10 protein-coding genes are annotated in these 16,107 nt (G+C 37.9%); 9 read left to right on the top strand and 1 reads right to left on the bottom strand.

Annotated features, from left to right (window positions below):
• The first annotated feature begins 11 nt into the window (after nucleotides 1-11).
• From SVZ03_02950 to SVZ03_02970, 5 genes are all read left to right on the top strand, one after another.
• Nucleotides 12-1,082, top strand: a complete 1,071-nt coding sequence (locus tag SVZ03_02950; GenBank protein MDY6933164.1) for a metallophosphoesterase — start codon at nucleotides 12-14, stop codon at nucleotides 1,080-1,082.
• A gap of 35 nt (nucleotides 1,083-1,117) precedes the next feature.
• Nucleotides 1,118-1,516, top strand: coding sequence for a cytochrome C (locus SVZ03_02955; protein ID MDY6933165.1), 399 nt, complete (start codon nucleotides 1,118-1,120; stop codon nucleotides 1,514-1,516).
• Nucleotides 1,517-2,699: 1,183 nt separating this feature from the next.
• A complete protein-coding gene (locus SVZ03_02960) occupies nucleotides 2,700-4,016 on the top strand; it encodes an FAD-binding oxidoreductase (GenBank protein ID MDY6933166.1) in 1,317 nt (438 codons plus the stop codon).
• Nucleotides 4,017-4,089: 73 nt separating this feature from the next.
• Entirely contained in the window at nucleotides 4,090-8,403 is a 4,314-nt protein-coding gene (locus SVZ03_02965) for an acyl-CoA dehydratase activase (GenBank protein ID MDY6933167.1), read from the top strand.
• Between the two features lie 1,223 nt (nucleotides 8,404-9,626).
• Entirely contained in the window at nucleotides 9,627-10,553 is a 927-nt protein-coding gene (locus SVZ03_02970; GenBank protein MDY6933168.1) for an alpha/beta fold hydrolase, read from the top strand.
• Nucleotides 10,554-11,322: 769 nt separating this feature from the next.
• Here the strand turns inward: SVZ03_02970 and SVZ03_02975 are convergent.
• The gene (locus SVZ03_02975; GenBank protein MDY6933169.1) at nucleotides 11,323-11,535 is read right to left on the bottom strand and encodes a hypothetical protein; all 213 of its coding nucleotides are present in this window, start codon (nucleotides 11,533-11,535) and stop codon (nucleotides 11,323-11,325) included.
• Nucleotides 11,536-11,574: 39 nt separating this feature from the next.
• Here SVZ03_02975 and SVZ03_02980 point away from each other — a divergent pair, with 39 nt between their 5' ends.
• The 4 genes from SVZ03_02980 to SVZ03_02995 all read left to right on the top strand — a co-directional run bounded on the left by SVZ03_02980 (nucleotide 11,575) and on the right by SVZ03_02995 (nucleotide 16,107).
• Entirely contained in the window at nucleotides 11,575-13,602 is a 2,028-nt protein-coding gene (locus SVZ03_02980; GenBank protein MDY6933170.1) for an SUMF1/EgtB/PvdO family nonheme iron enzyme, read from the top strand.
• Between the two features lie 81 nt (nucleotides 13,603-13,683).
• Entirely contained in the window at nucleotides 13,684-13,929 is a 246-nt protein-coding gene (locus tag SVZ03_02985; GenBank protein ID MDY6933171.1) for a four helix bundle protein, read from the top strand.
• Nucleotides 13,930-14,462: 533 nt separating this feature from the next.
• Nucleotides 14,463-15,536, top strand: a complete 1,074-nt coding sequence (gene dctP / locus SVZ03_02990) for a TRAP transporter substrate-binding protein DctP (GenBank protein MDY6933172.1) — start codon at nucleotides 14,463-14,465, stop codon at nucleotides 15,534-15,536.
• 10 nt (nucleotides 15,537-15,546) lie between these two features.
• A complete protein-coding gene (locus SVZ03_02995; protein ID MDY6933173.1) occupies nucleotides 15,547-16,107 on the top strand; it encodes a TRAP transporter small permease subunit in 561 nt (186 codons plus the stop codon).

Raw genomic sequence — 16,107 nt, forward strand, 5'->3', positions numbered from 1 at the left:
GGAGGTGACTTATGAAGAATATAACAAGACGGGATTTTATAAAAAGATCATCGGCCATTGCCATTGGATCGACTTTGCCTGTAGGTGTTATTCAGCTTGGATTTGGGAGCACAAAGGAGGATTTTACATTTGCATATATATCGGACTCTCATATTCAGCATATCAAGGGCAACAAATTTGTTCGAAATTGGGATCATGGTTTGAAACGCGCAGTGGCTGAAACAAATCTGCTTATCCCTAAACCAGACTTTGTAATGTTTGGTGGTGATCTTGCTCAACTGGGGACTAAAGAAGAGCTTGATCACGGAGCGGAAATTATGTCCGCCCTGCGTCACAAAACTCGTTATGTGATGGGAGAACACGATTATTATCTCGATCTTGGGGAATATTGGGAAAAGCTGTTTGGACCTCAATATTACAGTTTTGACCATAAGGGTGTGCATTTTGTCGTTTTGAACAGCATTCTAACTTTCGATGAGTGGACGCATAATCGTTGGCCAAGCGCGGAGCAGAGAATGCTGGAGATGGCTGGATTGGACAATCCCAATGGCTCTCCTTTTATGGTTGGGGCAAAACAGAGGGGGTGGCTTAAAAAAGATTTATCTACAGTCAATAAAAATACCCCTGTAGTTGTTTTTTCTCATTCACCTCTTCAGAAGATCTACAAAGGATGGAACTTCTGGACTGATGATGCAGAACAGGTGTTGGCATTACTTAAACCATTCAAAAAAGTGAATATTATCTATGGCCATGTTCATCAAATCCAGTACAATCAGATTGGGAATATCTCCTTTAACTCGGTAATGGCAACCGCATGGCCTTGGCCATATCCACAATCCTATTCGCAGGCCAAAAGCTATTTGCCGGCCATGACAGTGCCCATGAATCGAGCGGATCCCTTCTTTGAGCGGGATGCAACAGGCTGGCAATTCATTTCAATGAATAAAGGCAGGGTGACAATGGATTATTTATTGCCAAATAATACCAACAGAACCATTGCTTTCAATAGGAAAAAGGGCAGGCCAGAGGACACCAAGTATCAGAATAAACGTAAGCGATTGCCAGCTCAAATCCACTATTAATAATTGAGACTATGTTTAACAGGAGGAAAAGGTTTATGAGGTTATTCACTACTATTATTACTATTGTTATTGCTCTAATATCCCTAGCTGTTTTAGCTGATGAGTTTACAAAAAAGGACTTAGATCGGTATCAGAAGGAATTTGAAGCCGCTGCCAAGTATGGACGTGAATTATGGGTTGGCACAGAATTGAGTACAAATGGTGTTTCCTGTGCTCAGTGTCACCCCAATGCAGCAAACACCCATCCGGAAACCTATCCCAAATTTCAAAAACAGATTGGTCGTGTGATTACCCTTGGGGAGATGATAAATTGGTGCATCCGTAATCCATTGGAGGGTAAACCGCTAAAGTTGGATTCAAAGGAAATGATCGCCATGTTGGCCTACATCGTTTCGGAGAGACGAGGAGTGAAACTAAATCCCGGAAAGCATTAGTATTTAAACTATAAGGTCTTAATTCTTTTCTTTACTTCGGCAGCTTCAGCATATATTTGGTTCTTGCCTTGTCGGGTTAGACTTATATGAGTCAATCCACCAAGCAAGATATAACAGAATGCAAATAAAAGCAGAAGATTGCCAATGTTTTTTTATTTCGGTATCCTTATTATTAAGGATGGCCTGTTTCAATTAATTTAGTTCTGGATTCATTTCTTCTTAATCAGTTAGAGTAGATGGAGAAGGGGATACAAGAGATGGAAGATAAAATAACCCCTCCATGTATTATTTTGGCGCAATTTATGTAAAATTCAATAAATTACATCCGTGTAATTTATTGAATTTCCGATGCGCTAAGATTTGCATAATAGCTTCAGAATATATATAAAATAGATAGATTTATTAACAAGCATGAAAGGTATCAGTGTGATGATAGCCATTCCGATAATAAGCGCTCCTGGAATTGATAGTACAAGGAGACTGTGAAGGCAACAAGGACGACCAAATTTGGAAGAAAGCTTTCAGTGACATTACTTTCACAATCGTTGAATCATTTTCAAAATTCCAATCCCAAGCTTAACCATTAGTATGATAAAACAATATTATCACATAGTAAAGGGAAAATAAGAATGGCGCTGTACCAAAAAGGGGCGCAGAAATATATCAGATGCTTAAAAAGAGGAATATCAATATTCAGAGATTCAAGGTTTCATAATAAACAGATGGGTGAGTATTACAGCTTTCTAATGAAAAATGGGATTCTTTTATAGAAAAGTGCTCGAAATCTTTTCTCATAGACGAGATAAGTGTATCTTACTATTATCAAATAACCGAATTGTATTTTAGCCCATCGGAATTTTGAAAAATTACAAGGATGTGATTCTTCAAAATTAACATCATTACGCGCCAAAATGATTCACGGATGGGTTATTTTATAAAGGGAACCTCTATTAATTAAAAATATTTTGTTGCCAGCCTGTGCAAACACCTGATTCCACAGGGTTTGTGAATAAGGGTATTGTTAGAAATTTAATTAATAGAGGTTCCCTAAATATTTAAAAAAGTATTGCTTCTTATAAGTACATCTTCTATCGTTAACCTCCTCAAGAGAAAAATGAATTTAACTTTTAATATCCAATCTTTTTAAAATGATAAATTCTTTAATTCATAATCGGAGTAGAATATGCCAACACATGAACAAAAAATAGATAGGCTTGTCAAACAATTAAAAAACCGTAAAAGCACTAAACCATTGTCAATAAAGAAGAAGGCTGTTTCTCATGAAGTCCCGAAACTAAATGATCAAAGATATTCGGATGAGAAGATTGACCTCACTGATTTAAACGAAATTATCCATATCGATCCAGAGAAGGGAATCTGTATAGCTGAGCCTGGCATCACCTTTGTTGATTTGGTAACAGCAACGATGAAATACAACCTTGTTCCCATTATTGTGCCGGAACTCAAAACCATTACAATCGGAGGAGCTGTTGCAGGCTGTTCCATAGAATCAATGTCATACAAGCACGGCGGATTTCATGATACTTGCCTTGAATATGAAATAATCACTGCAAAAGGTGACGTTCTAATTTGTACACCTGATAATGAGAATAATCTATTATTCCAGATGATACACGGCACATTCGGAACCCTTGGCATTATCTCGCAACTAACTTTTAAATTGATACCAGCCAGGCCATTCGTGAAAGTGACTTATGAGAAATATAATAATATTGAAGATTATAAATCAGCCATATGGGCACACTACGAGGATCAAGATGTCGATTTTATGGATGGAATCATTCATTCCCCAAGGGAATTAGTGCTGAGCTTAGCAAATTTTGTTGATGAAGCGCCCTATACGCATAATTATGACTGGATGAGGGTCTACTATCTAAGCACAAAAAAACGAAAAGAAGATTATCTCAAAACACCTGACTACTTCTTCAGGTATGACAAAGGTGTAACTAATGTAACTCCTAAATTCTTCTTAACCAGGCTAATCTTCGGAAAGTTCATAAACTCTTCAAGCACACTAAAATTAGTTGAAAAGTTTCGCAGGTTAATTCCAGATAAAAAAATTCCTATCACAGTTGATGTATTCATACCATTTTCGAAAGTCAGCAATTTTATAGAATGGTATACAAAAGAAGTAAATCATTTCCCATTATGGTGTGTGCCATACAAAATCGTCAGGGACTATGAATGGATAACAACTGATTTACTGCGTAAGACTAAGGATAAACTTTTCATTGATCTGGCCATCTATGGAATGAATAAGAAGGATGATAAGAATTATTACAAGATCATAGAAGATGAACTAATGAATATCGGGGGGCTTAAAACCCTCATCTCTAACAACTACTACACTGAATTAGACTTCTGGAAGACATGGAATAAGGAAAATTACTACAAGGTAAAGCGCCAAACTGATCCAACCAATATTTTTCGCGACCTTTACACAAAGACATGTAAAACAATGATGGGATTAGAGAATTGATGTAACATCCAAAAAATCCGAATTACAGTTATAGAAATTCATTGTTAATACTAATATGTACAGGAGCCATAAGATGTATAGCTTAGGAATTAATATCGGTTCATCAAGCATTAAAGCGGTTTTAATCAACGAAAATAATATTATATGGAGTGAGATGCTCTCACATGATGGGGATCTTATCAGCTCATTAAGGAAAGTGTTTGAGACAAACCAGATCCCAAATAATTTCCAGGCTCTTGTAACTGGAAATGAAGGGAGATACCTTCTAAATATCAATAATGCAATTGAACCAATTTGTATTGAAGAAGCAATAAAAAATTATAGTATTGATTTTGATGCTGTTGTTTCTCTGGGCGGGGAGAATCTAATTGTATACAGGCTAAATGATAATAAGATCATATCAAATCTATCCGGGAACAAATGCGCATCAGGAACAGGCGAATTCTTTAAACAACAACTTGGAAGAATGGACATGCAGCTTGAAGATATACATTCAATCTCTCCAAATAGTAAAGTTATGAAGCTGTCTTCACGATGTTCAGTTTTTATGAAAAGCGATTGTACTCATAAACTAAATAAAGGCGAAGCAACTAGAGATGATATAGTTGTTTCATTGAGCGATGTTATGGCTACTAAAGTTGTTGACTTTTTAAAAAGGGCAAAAATTACAAAAGGAAATGTACTGCTTACCGGAGGGGTTACCAATAATCCATATATTTTGAACTTTATCAAAGAGAAACTCCCTGAAATTAACTTTATCTGCCCTGATGAGGCTTCATATTTTGAGGCATACGGCGCTGCCCTTTTAGCCAGAGATATCGGGACTCAAATTAAAAATCCTAAAACCATCTTTAAGGAAAACAGAGTAAAGTTCGATAGATTTCAATGTTTAAAAGAATCTGAGGGAAGGGTTGTCTATATTGACTCAAAGAAGGGGAAAGTAAAACATGACAGAGAATATATACTTGGTGTCGACGGCGGCTCCACAACAACAAAGGCCTGTCTGATTGATATAGAGACAGATGAAGTCGTTGCCTCTTTTTATGGAAGAACCCATGGCGATCCAGTAAGCGCCTTGAAGAAATGTCTAATCGAAATAAAAAAGCAATTAGAAGAGGAGCTCGGGAATAAAGAGATAAAAATATCACTTGCATCAACAACAGGGTCGTCAAGGGAAATTCTAGGAGTTTTTTTAGAAACACCAGCCGTTTATAATGAAATTATCGCACACTCTGTTGGGACAACCTTTTATAAAAATGATATTGATACAATCTTTGAAATTGGTGGTCAGGATGCAAAATATGTATTTTTAAAAAATGGCGTTCCTATCGATTATGCCATGAATGAGGCATGCTCTGCAGGAACAGGATCATTTCTTGAGGAGTCATCTCAGGGAGATCTCAACATCAAGCATGCTTGGGAAATTGGCGATATTGCTATAGCTGCGAAAAGGCCATTAAAATTTGGTGAGCACTGTTCAGCCTTTATCAACTCGGATATACGTAAGGCGATTCAACAGAATGCATCGAGAGAAGATATTACAGCAGGTCTTGTAACCTCCATTGTATCAAATTATCTTAACAGGGTTGTCTGTAATAGAACGATTGGGAACAGTATAGTTCTGCAGGGGGGAGTTGCCAAGAATAAGGCTATCCCGCTTGCCTTTGCCATGCTACTAAATAAAGATATTATTGTTCCCCCTGATCCAGAATTAATGGGCTGTTTCGGAGTTGGAATTCTTGCAAAACAAAAACTGACAGAAGGCCTCATCGAAAAATCATCCTATAATATTGATGATATAATAGCATCAGATATTATCTATGAAAGAGAATTCAAATGTAAGGCCTGTGATAATCAATGCCCAATACGTGTGCTGAAAGTTAATGAGCATAAGTATATGTTTGGAGGTAGATGCAATAAATACACTAATATACGGAAGAAAAAAACTAGCGATGAATCAGAAGTCTTTGATTATATTGCAATCAAGAATAAACTTATGTTTGAAGAATTCGCTCCATCAATTGAAAGCTTTATACAAAAAAGTGATTATCTTGTTGGAATCCCGAATTGTCTTTCTGTTTATACATTATGGCCTCTCTACTCATGGTTTTTCCACTCACTTGGAGTAAGGGCTATACTCTCAAATGAAATTGCAAAAGAAGGCGTGGCGCGAGTAGAAAGCAGCTATTGCTTCCCTGCTGAGATAGCTCATGGGGCTGTTCAAAATATCTGGGAACAGAATATAGATTATATTTTCCTTCCTCACCTGAAAAATATGGATACTCTTGAAAAAGGCACAGATGCAAATTTATGTCCAATTACACAAAGTCTGCCATATTATATAAACAAAGCTTTTCCAGAGATCCCGAAGGAGAAATACCTTGCGCCAATTATAGGATTTTCAGACGGGGAAAACACAGTACGCGACTCATTTATTGAAATCGGTTATAAACTCGGTTTCTCAAAACAGGAAGCCATAAAGGCATTTAATATAGCGCTTGAAAAACAGCAGGAATATTTTCAAAGCGCAATTAAACTTGGGGAGAAGGCGATTGAGGATTCCAGAAAATCCAAAAAGCCTGTAATCGCTTTACTGGGCAGACCCTACAATGCTTTTACTCCTGATGCAAATATGGGGATTCCAAAAAAATTTACAAGTAGAGGATATTCTATTATCCCATTTGATATCCTTCCTTTTGATGATAAAAAAATCTTCCCAAATATGTACTGGTATTACGGCCAGCAGGATATGAAATCAAGCGTTCTCCTAAAAGACGAGGACAATATATTTATTACTTTTATATCAAATTTTTCCTGTGCTCCTGACTCATTTATGCTTCACTATGTAAAATGGATCATGGGAACAAAACCATTTCTTATTCTTGAGTTGGATTCCCATACAGCAGATGCGGGTATAGATACAAGGGTTGAGGCATTTCTTGATATAATCGACGGTTACAGACTTAAACTCAGAAATATTAAAGAAACTCGATATGACAATAATCTACGATTTATTAATAATGGGAGTGATGACTTTTATATCAAGAATATTCACACAGGAGAAAAGATACAGATTCGCAATAATCCCAAGGTAAAGCTGCTTCTTTCGAATATGGGGAGACTTACTGCAGAGCTTATGTCTGCAGCCATACGCTCATTCGGTATTAATTGTGAAGCAATGCCTCTGCCTGATATGCAAACTCTACAGCTTGCGAGGAATCATGTTTCCGGGAAAGAATGTCTTCCATCACATCTTGTTCTGGGAAGCATTCTTCAGTATCTAAACTCTGATAAGTATCGGAAGGACGAACTATACCTGCTTTTTGTTCCAACAACAACGGGCCCCTGCAGAACCGGACAATACTTTGTGTTCTACGAAAATCTTTTTAAAGATCTTAGAATTGAAAACCTTCTGGTTTTAACCCTTGATTCAGATAATTCCTATTCTGAACTTGGTCCTGGCTTTTCAAAATGCGGGTGGTGGGGCCTTATGATTGCTGATTACATGAAAGATATTGAAACCTCTTTAAGAACATGTGCTGAAAATCCTATTGAAGCAATGCAGATTTATGATAAACTCTGGCATCAGATGATAGCAGTTGCTGAGAAGGATATACGGAACATCCCGCCGATGCTAAAATCAATTGCTAAAAGCATATCAGAAATCCCATTAAAACGAAAAATTGATGAATGCCCCCGCGTACTTATTGTAGGCGAAATTTACGTTAGGCGGGATGACTTTGCAGTTGATGAATTGATACAGAATTTCAGTGAAAAGGGGATAATAGGCAAGGTATCCACTGTTACGGAATGGATTTACTATTGCGATTTTATTCGCTATTATATTATTAAAAAAAATCTTCAGAATATGCCATTTTATAAAAGATATTTTTCAAAAACATTTAGAGAATTATTAACATGGAAAATCGAGCAGTGGTATAAGAGAAGAGTTGATAAAAAAATCAAAGATATTCTGAAGACAACAAAACTTATACCAGATACTCCCCACAATATGAAAAGAATTACGGATAACGCTGAAGAAATCTTTGTAAGCAATGAACTCTATTCTGAAATTACTGTATCATGCGGCGCTACAGCAACTGCAATGATGGACGGCTATTCCGGTATTGTAAATATATCACCCTTTGCATGCCTTATCGGGCGCGTGATTGAAGGTCTCATTACACCATGGTCACGAAAACAGGGTTATCCCGTAATGTCTATAGAGATTGATGGAAATCTCTTGCCTCCAAATATAATCAGTAATCTGGAGATTTTTATGCTGAATGTGAAAAGATACAGGGACAATCCGGATATCAGTATGCTTATCCATAATAATGATGAAGAGAGTATCTCCATTGAGCGTAAAATAATAAGAGATAAATAGAAGTACATTTGATAAATTTATCGCCTGAGCTGAGGGGTAGGGCAACGATGAGCGAGTGCTTTAGAAGAAGCCGTTAACTTTCGAAAAAAAACCTTTCAGAAACGGTATGGCTTTGCCCTGTTCCTCTTCAGCGATATGATAAGTGACTTGCCTGCTAACTTTCCTTTGTGAAAAAGTATGTCATCCTGGCCTTCATCGAAAGTTTGAACAAACCCATGTTCATTACCCGCGTGAGGATGTCTTGCTCTTTCATGTAGTGATCACTAAAGGATACAGTACCATCAGACTTTTGCACACTATACAGTTCTCGCAGCACATCATCGGGTTGAGAAAGATTATGAAAAGTGTCGTACAGCAAAAAACCACGTCTATACTGTTGTCTGGGAGTCCAGTGTCATAATCAGACTCAATTATTCTCACATTTGTTATTTCTTTTTGTGAAGCTATCTTCTGGACTTCCTTTATTGCGATCGAATGTATGTCTAGAGCTTAGATTTCCCCTGAGTAACCCACCAGTTGTGCAAGCAGTGGAATGTAATTGCCGGGACCACAATCGTAATATTGAACGCTGAATCCAGGTTTTATTCCAATTTCCTTCAATAAATTGACGTGCGGCCGCAAGAAATTACTGACTCGTAAACAGTGAGCATATAGATGATAATCCTTTCAATCCGTCAATGAAGGTACACTTCAGGAAGCCTTAATTATACGCTTCTATACTATATTGATTGAACAAAAGCTCAGGAATTAAAATTGTTCTGAGAAAAGCTTAATCCATTACAAGCAGGGAATCCTTTGAGAATTATTAAACTAATACACATCATGAAGAATAATAGAACCATAAAGAGCACTCACCCTAAAAATGAAACTTAATATGAAGTGTTAAATTGTTGCTGTGGTGTATCCAAAGAGATTTGTATGTAGATAACGCTGAATGATGACTCAATATCAATGCTAAATCTATTCAAGAATTCCTTTAGTCATAATTGTGGATTACAAAGTAAACTATGCCTAACTATGGTATTCTGATTTTGTAATCTTTTTATCATTGACATGTTGTAAATTGATTATTATCACAAATAATCAATATTCTTTAGTATCTCGCTTAGCACATCTAAATCTTGAATAATTTTTTCTGTGCCCGAATGTGACACTTTAATGTGATAACAGAGGATCGATGCTTTAGGCTTAATACAAACATAATTTAAAAGGGGAAGATAAACATGAATAAAAATATAGGAGAGACCCAAGGGAACATCGCTATAGAAGACGCAGTCTTCTATAGCAAGGGGATCAAGTGTTCAGGGAGGTTATATCGCCCTCGCAAAGCAAAAAAACCTCCGGTTGTTATCATGGCTCATGGCTTTGCAGCGGAAATGATATTTGGTCTCCCCCCATATGCAGACATATTTTCTGAGAAAGGGATGGCTGTATTTCTCTTTGATTATCGATGTTTCGGAAAAAGTGAAGGTAAACCAAGAAACCTTGTCAGCCCATCGCGTCATCTCCAGGACTGGCAGGCGGCTATTGAATATGTGCGCACCTTGAAGGACATCGATTCAGACAAAATCGCATTATGGGGCTCATCCTTCAGCGGGGGACATGTTATTGTTACAGCAGCAAAAAACCCAAGTGTGCGGGCAATTGTAGCACAGGTGCCCTTTGTTGGAGGCATCTCCTCTGCCGCTTCTTCAGCCCTAAATTTAAAAGTAATCATCAAGGCCCTGATCTCAGCGTTAAGTGACGTGTTGAGGGTCGTCACATTCAGAGAACCAAATTATGTGCCAGTAGTTGGAAAACCCGGCACACTCGCTGTAATGAATACACCTGACGCATTTTCGGGCTATATGGCCCTTGTGCCGAAGGACTATGCATTCGCAAATGAATGTCCGGCCAGGATTTTCCTGACTGCTCCTTTATATATGCCAATAAAGTATGCGAAAAGGGTTCAATGCCCCACACTGGTAGTAATGGCAGAAAATGATTCACTAATAAACCCGAAAGGCATCAAAAAAGCGGTATCTTTGATGGGTAATGCAACCCTTAAAGGTGTGCCACTTGGTCACTTTGATGTTTATGTGGGGGATGCTTTTAAAGAGGTGGTAAAGTTAGAATGTGACTTCTTAAAGAAACATTTAATGGAAAATTAAAGGTAACTTCCAAGTAAATCCTCAATTTTTGAGAACTTACTCATTCAATTATTCCCCGCCAGCGGGGTGAGAGACTACTCAGCTATGGATAAAATAATATTGAGTTTACTAAAAAACAAGTAGAATGAGTTGAGGTTAATAAAATATCATACCCCAGTATGCACCTGACATCTACCCACAAATTAGTGTAAAATAGGGGATAAGGGGATTATAGAGATAAGGTGATTGAATATAAAAAAGATAAACTAACTGAATTAATAATAAGGTCTATTATTAAGGTTCATAATACTCTTGGTCCAGGATTTTTGGAAAGTATTTATAGAAAGGCATTATTAATTGAGTTAAACAATTGAAATATTACAACAGAAAACAAAAAGGAAGTTATTATCTTTTATCAAGATGAACAAATTGGCTGTCATAGGCTTGATATTCTTGTAGAAAATAGAATTATTATTGAACTTAAGACTGTTGAAAATCTTAGTAAATCACATTATACTCAAATTCCTTCATATTTAAAAGCAACCTGACTAAAAGTTGGTATTCTTGTTAACTTTGCTAAGGAGAGGGCAGATTTTAGAAGAATAGAAATTGATTAAATATCACCATATCTCTTTAATCCCCACATCTCCTTGCTTTACACAAAAAAATGTGGGTAGAAGTTAGAGTATGCACAGGGTCAGGTTCTGTGAATACAGGGGTCTCAATCATGATTTTATTATAGAGAGGCTCCTGCATACGCAGTTGTGACCTTTGACAAGTAACTGTTGCCCTATGTCATTACTGCGAATGCCGGACTCTTCTGAATATATATTTTTCCGTGAGATTCCGGCACTCGCTTCGCTTCACTACGCACGGCCGGAATGACAGGTATAACATGTGGGAAACATGGAATAGGAGTAATCCCTATGTCATTACTGCGCCCACAGAGTATTCCCCTGTGAATACAAGGAAACCACAGCATCTGATTTTTAACTTTACACACAATTTACAACCACACTCAGATTATTAGGAGGGAGAACGAATGACAGACAAAAAAACTCACAAGCCTGTCTACATTATAAGCGACAGTCCGAAAATGAATTCCGACCAATTTGGTTTTAACGCCTATTCCAAAACTATTGCGGAGCTTATCGCAAATAAAGATAATAAGACACCGCTTGTTATCGGCATTTACGGACCCTGGGGATCAGGCAAAACAACATTGATGCAGACCACCAGATACCGACTTGATCCAAGGAATGAAAAGAATAAAAGATTAGAAAAAAATAATGAATTCAAAGATAAAAAAATTTATCGAAAATGCAGAACTGTCTGGTTTCAGGCATGGAAATATAAAAATGAAGATGAAATACTGGCTGCATTGATTGAAGAGATATTCAAAACCATGGAGCAGGATAATTTCTTTCAATTATGCAAAGCAAAAATTCAAGAACTTACTGACAGGATTAAAACATCTAAAATTACAGGAGATTTGTCAAAACTTGTTGCAGGAGTTAATATATCGGAATTTTTTTCGGAAATGAAATATAAAGAAAAACTCGGTTTTTATGATATATTTCAGGAGTTCTTTGACGACCTCCTTTGGACATATCTGAATTGGAGACCGAAAGGAAAAGAATCAGAAAAGCCGGATGATACCAAAGCTGCGCTGATTATTTTCATTGATGACCTTGACCGCTGCCCTGAACCGAGAATTCTGAACGTGCTTGAGACCATCAAGTTATTCATGGATAAAAAGGGATGCGTGTTTGTAATTGGCGCTGATAACGATATTATTGAAAAAGCTCTCAAAAAAACTTATGATAGCGATGCGGTAAAATTTATGGATAAGATCGTTCAGGTAACCTTCAACCTGCCGAAGTTTACAAATATTGATTTTGAGTTATTCTTGGAAAAACTTGTTCTTGCTAATATGGATGATGTAACGCCGCATCTTCCGCTCATTCTGCCTGCAATGCAGGATAACCCGCGACGACTTAAGCGTTTCTTGAATAATCTGAATCTGGTTGCTGGTCTCTTAAGAAACAGAAATATCGATGATATTGAGTTTAGACATGTGCTGTTCTGGAATATTATTGATTACCGCTACCCACGTCTTAGGGATGATATTAGAGGTAATCCTGATAATTTAGATGAACTCAAAAAAGAGATTAAGAGGGTTCAAGAAGCGCTCGGAGACGATACAGAGCGCTGGATTATTCCATCAGAGATTCCTGAAAAGGCTCCCTCCTCACTTCAGCAGTATATTAATCAGAAGGTTCTGGTTGATATTATACTCAAATTTGACATTGAAAGGGATAAGCTTGTACAATTGATAACCATGAGCGGAGTTGTCGAGAGCGCAAAATATAATGAGGATAAGAAAGACACTGAAGACCAGTTTGATTTCGGCATAATGGCAAAAATAGATGCTGCTACTTTCAAATATGGAGATGATAAGAGAGAAAAAAAGATTGATCAACCTTACGAGATTGATATCTATTCTGTTACCAATGCGCAATATGAAGAATTTATTAAGGCTGGAGGATATAGAAATGACAAATACTGGAGTGAAGAAGGATTTAATTGGAGGAATCGCGGTAATGTTATCCAACCAAAATATTGGAATGATCCAAAATGGAGCCAAGCGGACTGCCCTGTTGTAGGGGTAAACTTTTACGAGGCTGAGGCATATGCAAAATGGGCGCATAAAAGGCTGCCAACGGAGATAGAGTGGGAGCGCGCTGCCAGAGGGACCGACGGCCGGGAATATCCATGGGGAGACGAATTTGATCGTGAGCTTTGCAATACACGAGAGTCTGGTCATGGGAAGACAACGAGAGTGACACTTTATCCAAAAGGCAGAAGCCCGGCAGGCTGTTATGACATGGCCGGTAATGTCTGGGAGTGGACGTCAAGCTGGTCTGACAAGGATAAAGATAGCTATGCCTTGCGCGGTGGCTCGTGGAGCGGTGGGCAGGGCGACTGTCGCTGTGCAGCTCGCCTCGACGGCGTCCCGCTCGATAGGTACATCGTTGTTGGATTTCGTTGCGCCAGGGCTCAATTGTAACACTTTATACTTTTACTTTTTTACACTTTTTTACCGCCGAAGGCGGTCGAAAAAATTTTTAAATCACAATATAATCTAAATATGGCAAAAGAGATTAAAAAAATCAACGCGCTAACAAAAGTTTACTATCTGCTGTTATGGATAATCCCTGTTCTTGAGTGCTTCCCCAGAAGCCAGCGTTTTCTGCTCGGCAACAGAATTGAGGAGTCGTTGCTCGATATTATAGATTTAATTATTCAGACAGTTTACACAAGCGAGAAGAAGGAATTCCTTGCTGTATGCTCATGGTCGAACAAATTATTAAACACGCTGCCCCGGGGTGGGTAGCAACCTGGATGTGAAAACTCCGGGGAGGCGATTAACTTAAATAGTTCTTAATGAATAGTAAATGCTCATAAAGTGAGGGGTGGAGAAATGGACTATTATCTGCATGTCATTCCTGTATCAGTATGTCATTCCTGCGAATGCAGGAATCTCGTCATGTTTCAATATAATATAGACTCCTGCATTTGCAGGAGTGACAGTTGGCAGTCGTTATTCCTGTGAATACAGGAATCTCATTTTGCCCCTCAATTTATATGGCAGTGAACTAAGCCCACTAGCGAGAAGTAATAATCAGAGTAAGCCCTTAAAGATTAAGGGCTTACTCTGAAGTTACAAATACCGATGCTTGAGAATATCTTTTTATATTGACAAACTTCTGAATGCATTTTTCTATGATTCAATCATATTAAATAAGTGGAGTTGATTGATAATTAATAATCAATCTATATATCTCATAGGTTAAAAATTTCTACCATTTTTGATAGTATTTATTATAATCGCTAAGATCAGGCATAATTTCAATAGGGGGCAAGGGGATGAGAAAAATTATAGCGCTTTCTGTTTTAATTTTTATTGGATTAGGAATGTCTTTTACGGTAATTGAAGCAGAAGATGGGGTAAAGTATAAGAAAAGAAAACCAGCAAAAATCAGAATAAAACTGGCTACCATAGCCCCGCAGGGGTCTATGGCGATGAATTATATGGAGAAGATCAGGACAGAGATTAGAACCAAGACGAATAATGAGGTTGATTTTATTGTATATTGGGGCGGCGTTCAGGGAGATGAAAGAAATGTTTTACGCAAAATACGTTTGCGGCAACTGCATGGCGGCGCATTTTCCGGATCAGGTCTTGGGCAGATCGTTCCTGAGGTGAGGATCACAGAAATCCCCTACATGTTTAGAAATTCTGATGAGGTCGCATACGTTCGGAATAAACTGACGGATAACCTGAACAAGTATTTTGAAAAGAAGGGCTTTATTATGTTGGGGTACAATGAGGTTGGATTTTTATATAACTTCTCCAAGGAACCCCTTACCTCGATTGAAATACTAAAGAAACAGAAGCATTGGATGCCTACTGACGATCCCTTGGTTGTTGAAGTTTATAAGGCCTTTGATATTACACCTATTCCGCTATCAGTTACGGACGTTATGACCTCAGTTTCCACAAATCTCATAAATTCTGCCAGTATGACTACCTTTTTTGCGATGGGATTTCGATGGTATACAAGGTTTCCATATGTGTCCGATTTTCCTTCAATGAATCTATTGGGAGCACTGCTCGTAACAAAGAGTATCTGGAACAAAATATCGCCAACCAGCAGAAAGATAGTTCAAGAGATCGCAAAATATCATAATGATAAGCTATCCAATGCCATGAGAGATGTGAATAATCGAAGCGCGCAGCTTTTGAAGGACGCTGGCGTAAAGATTGTGCATGTTGATCCTGACGGAGAATTTGGAAAGTATCTTATAAAGGCCGGGATTACTGCGAGAGAAAACCTTGTGGGAAAGCTCTACTCTAAAGAACTCCTGAACCAGGCTTTATCTCTGCTTGATGAATATAGAAGACTTCATCCGGAAAGCGCCTGGGAATTAATCAAATAGGAGCAATAATATGCGCTGTCAAAGATGTGGTGTGGGGCTTGAGGAAAGCGCAAAGGCATGTCCTGAATGCGGCGCTTGTGAAGAGGTTTCAAATACAATTCTTGATAGGCTGGTGAAAATTGAGGAGGCGCTTCTTTCAACCCTTTTGGGATTAATGGTTATTCTGGTTTTAATTCAGCTTGTATTGAGAAATGTCTTTCACACCGGCATTATTGGCGGAGATTCAATTGTGAAGCACCTGCTTCTCTGGATAGTATTTGTTGGGGCAGGGCTTGCAGCTAAAGAGGGTTCTCATATTAGAATTGATGTGGCCTTAAAGATTTTACCTGAAAAGTGGAGACAGCTTGTTGAAACTACAGTAACTATATTTTCTGTTCTAATTTGTTGTGTCATTGTGTATGCATCCTGCTACTTCGTTTACATGGAGTATGAAGGTCAGGAGAGATTGCCCTTTTATGATATCCCCTTATGGATAATTGAAATGATCATCCCTATTGGTTATTCCGTTATAGCCCTGCGTTTTGCTGCCAGCGGCTTGTCTAATATAATTAAATTGTCAAAGGCAAAATAA

This window comes from Spirochaetota bacterium (genome assembly GCA_034190085.1).
Classification (GTDB): domain Bacteria; phylum Spirochaetota; class UBA4802; order UBA4802; family JAFGDQ01; genus JAXHTS01.

Coding starts and splice junctions, on each gene's coding strand:
- SVZ03_02955 (MDY6933165.1), top strand. CDS start 1,118: ATGAGGTTATTCACTACTATTATTACTATTGTTATTGCTCTAATATCC.
- dctP (MDY6933172.1), top strand. CDS start 14,463: ATGAGAAAAATTATAGCGCTTTCTGTTTTAATTTTTATTGGATTAGGA.
- SVZ03_02960 (MDY6933166.1), top strand. CDS start 2,700: ATGCCAACACATGAACAAAAAATAGATAGGCTTGTCAAACAATTAAAA.
- SVZ03_02985 (MDY6933171.1), top strand. CDS start 13,684: ATGGCAAAAGAGATTAAAAAAATCAACGCGCTAACAAAAGTTTACTAT.
- SVZ03_02950 (MDY6933164.1), top strand. CDS start 12: ATGAAGAATATAACAAGACGGGATTTTATAAAAAGATCATCGGCCATT.
- SVZ03_02995 (MDY6933173.1), top strand. CDS start 15,547: ATGCGCTGTCAAAGATGTGGTGTGGGGCTTGAGGAAAGCGCAAAGGCA.
- SVZ03_02980 (MDY6933170.1), top strand. CDS start 11,575: ATGACAGACAAAAAAACTCACAAGCCTGTCTACATTATAAGCGACAGT.
- SVZ03_02965 (MDY6933167.1), top strand. CDS start 4,090: ATGTATAGCTTAGGAATTAATATCGGTTCATCAAGCATTAAAGCGGTT.
- SVZ03_02970 (MDY6933168.1), top strand. CDS start 9,627: ATGAATAAAAATATAGGAGAGACCCAAGGGAACATCGCTATAGAAGAC.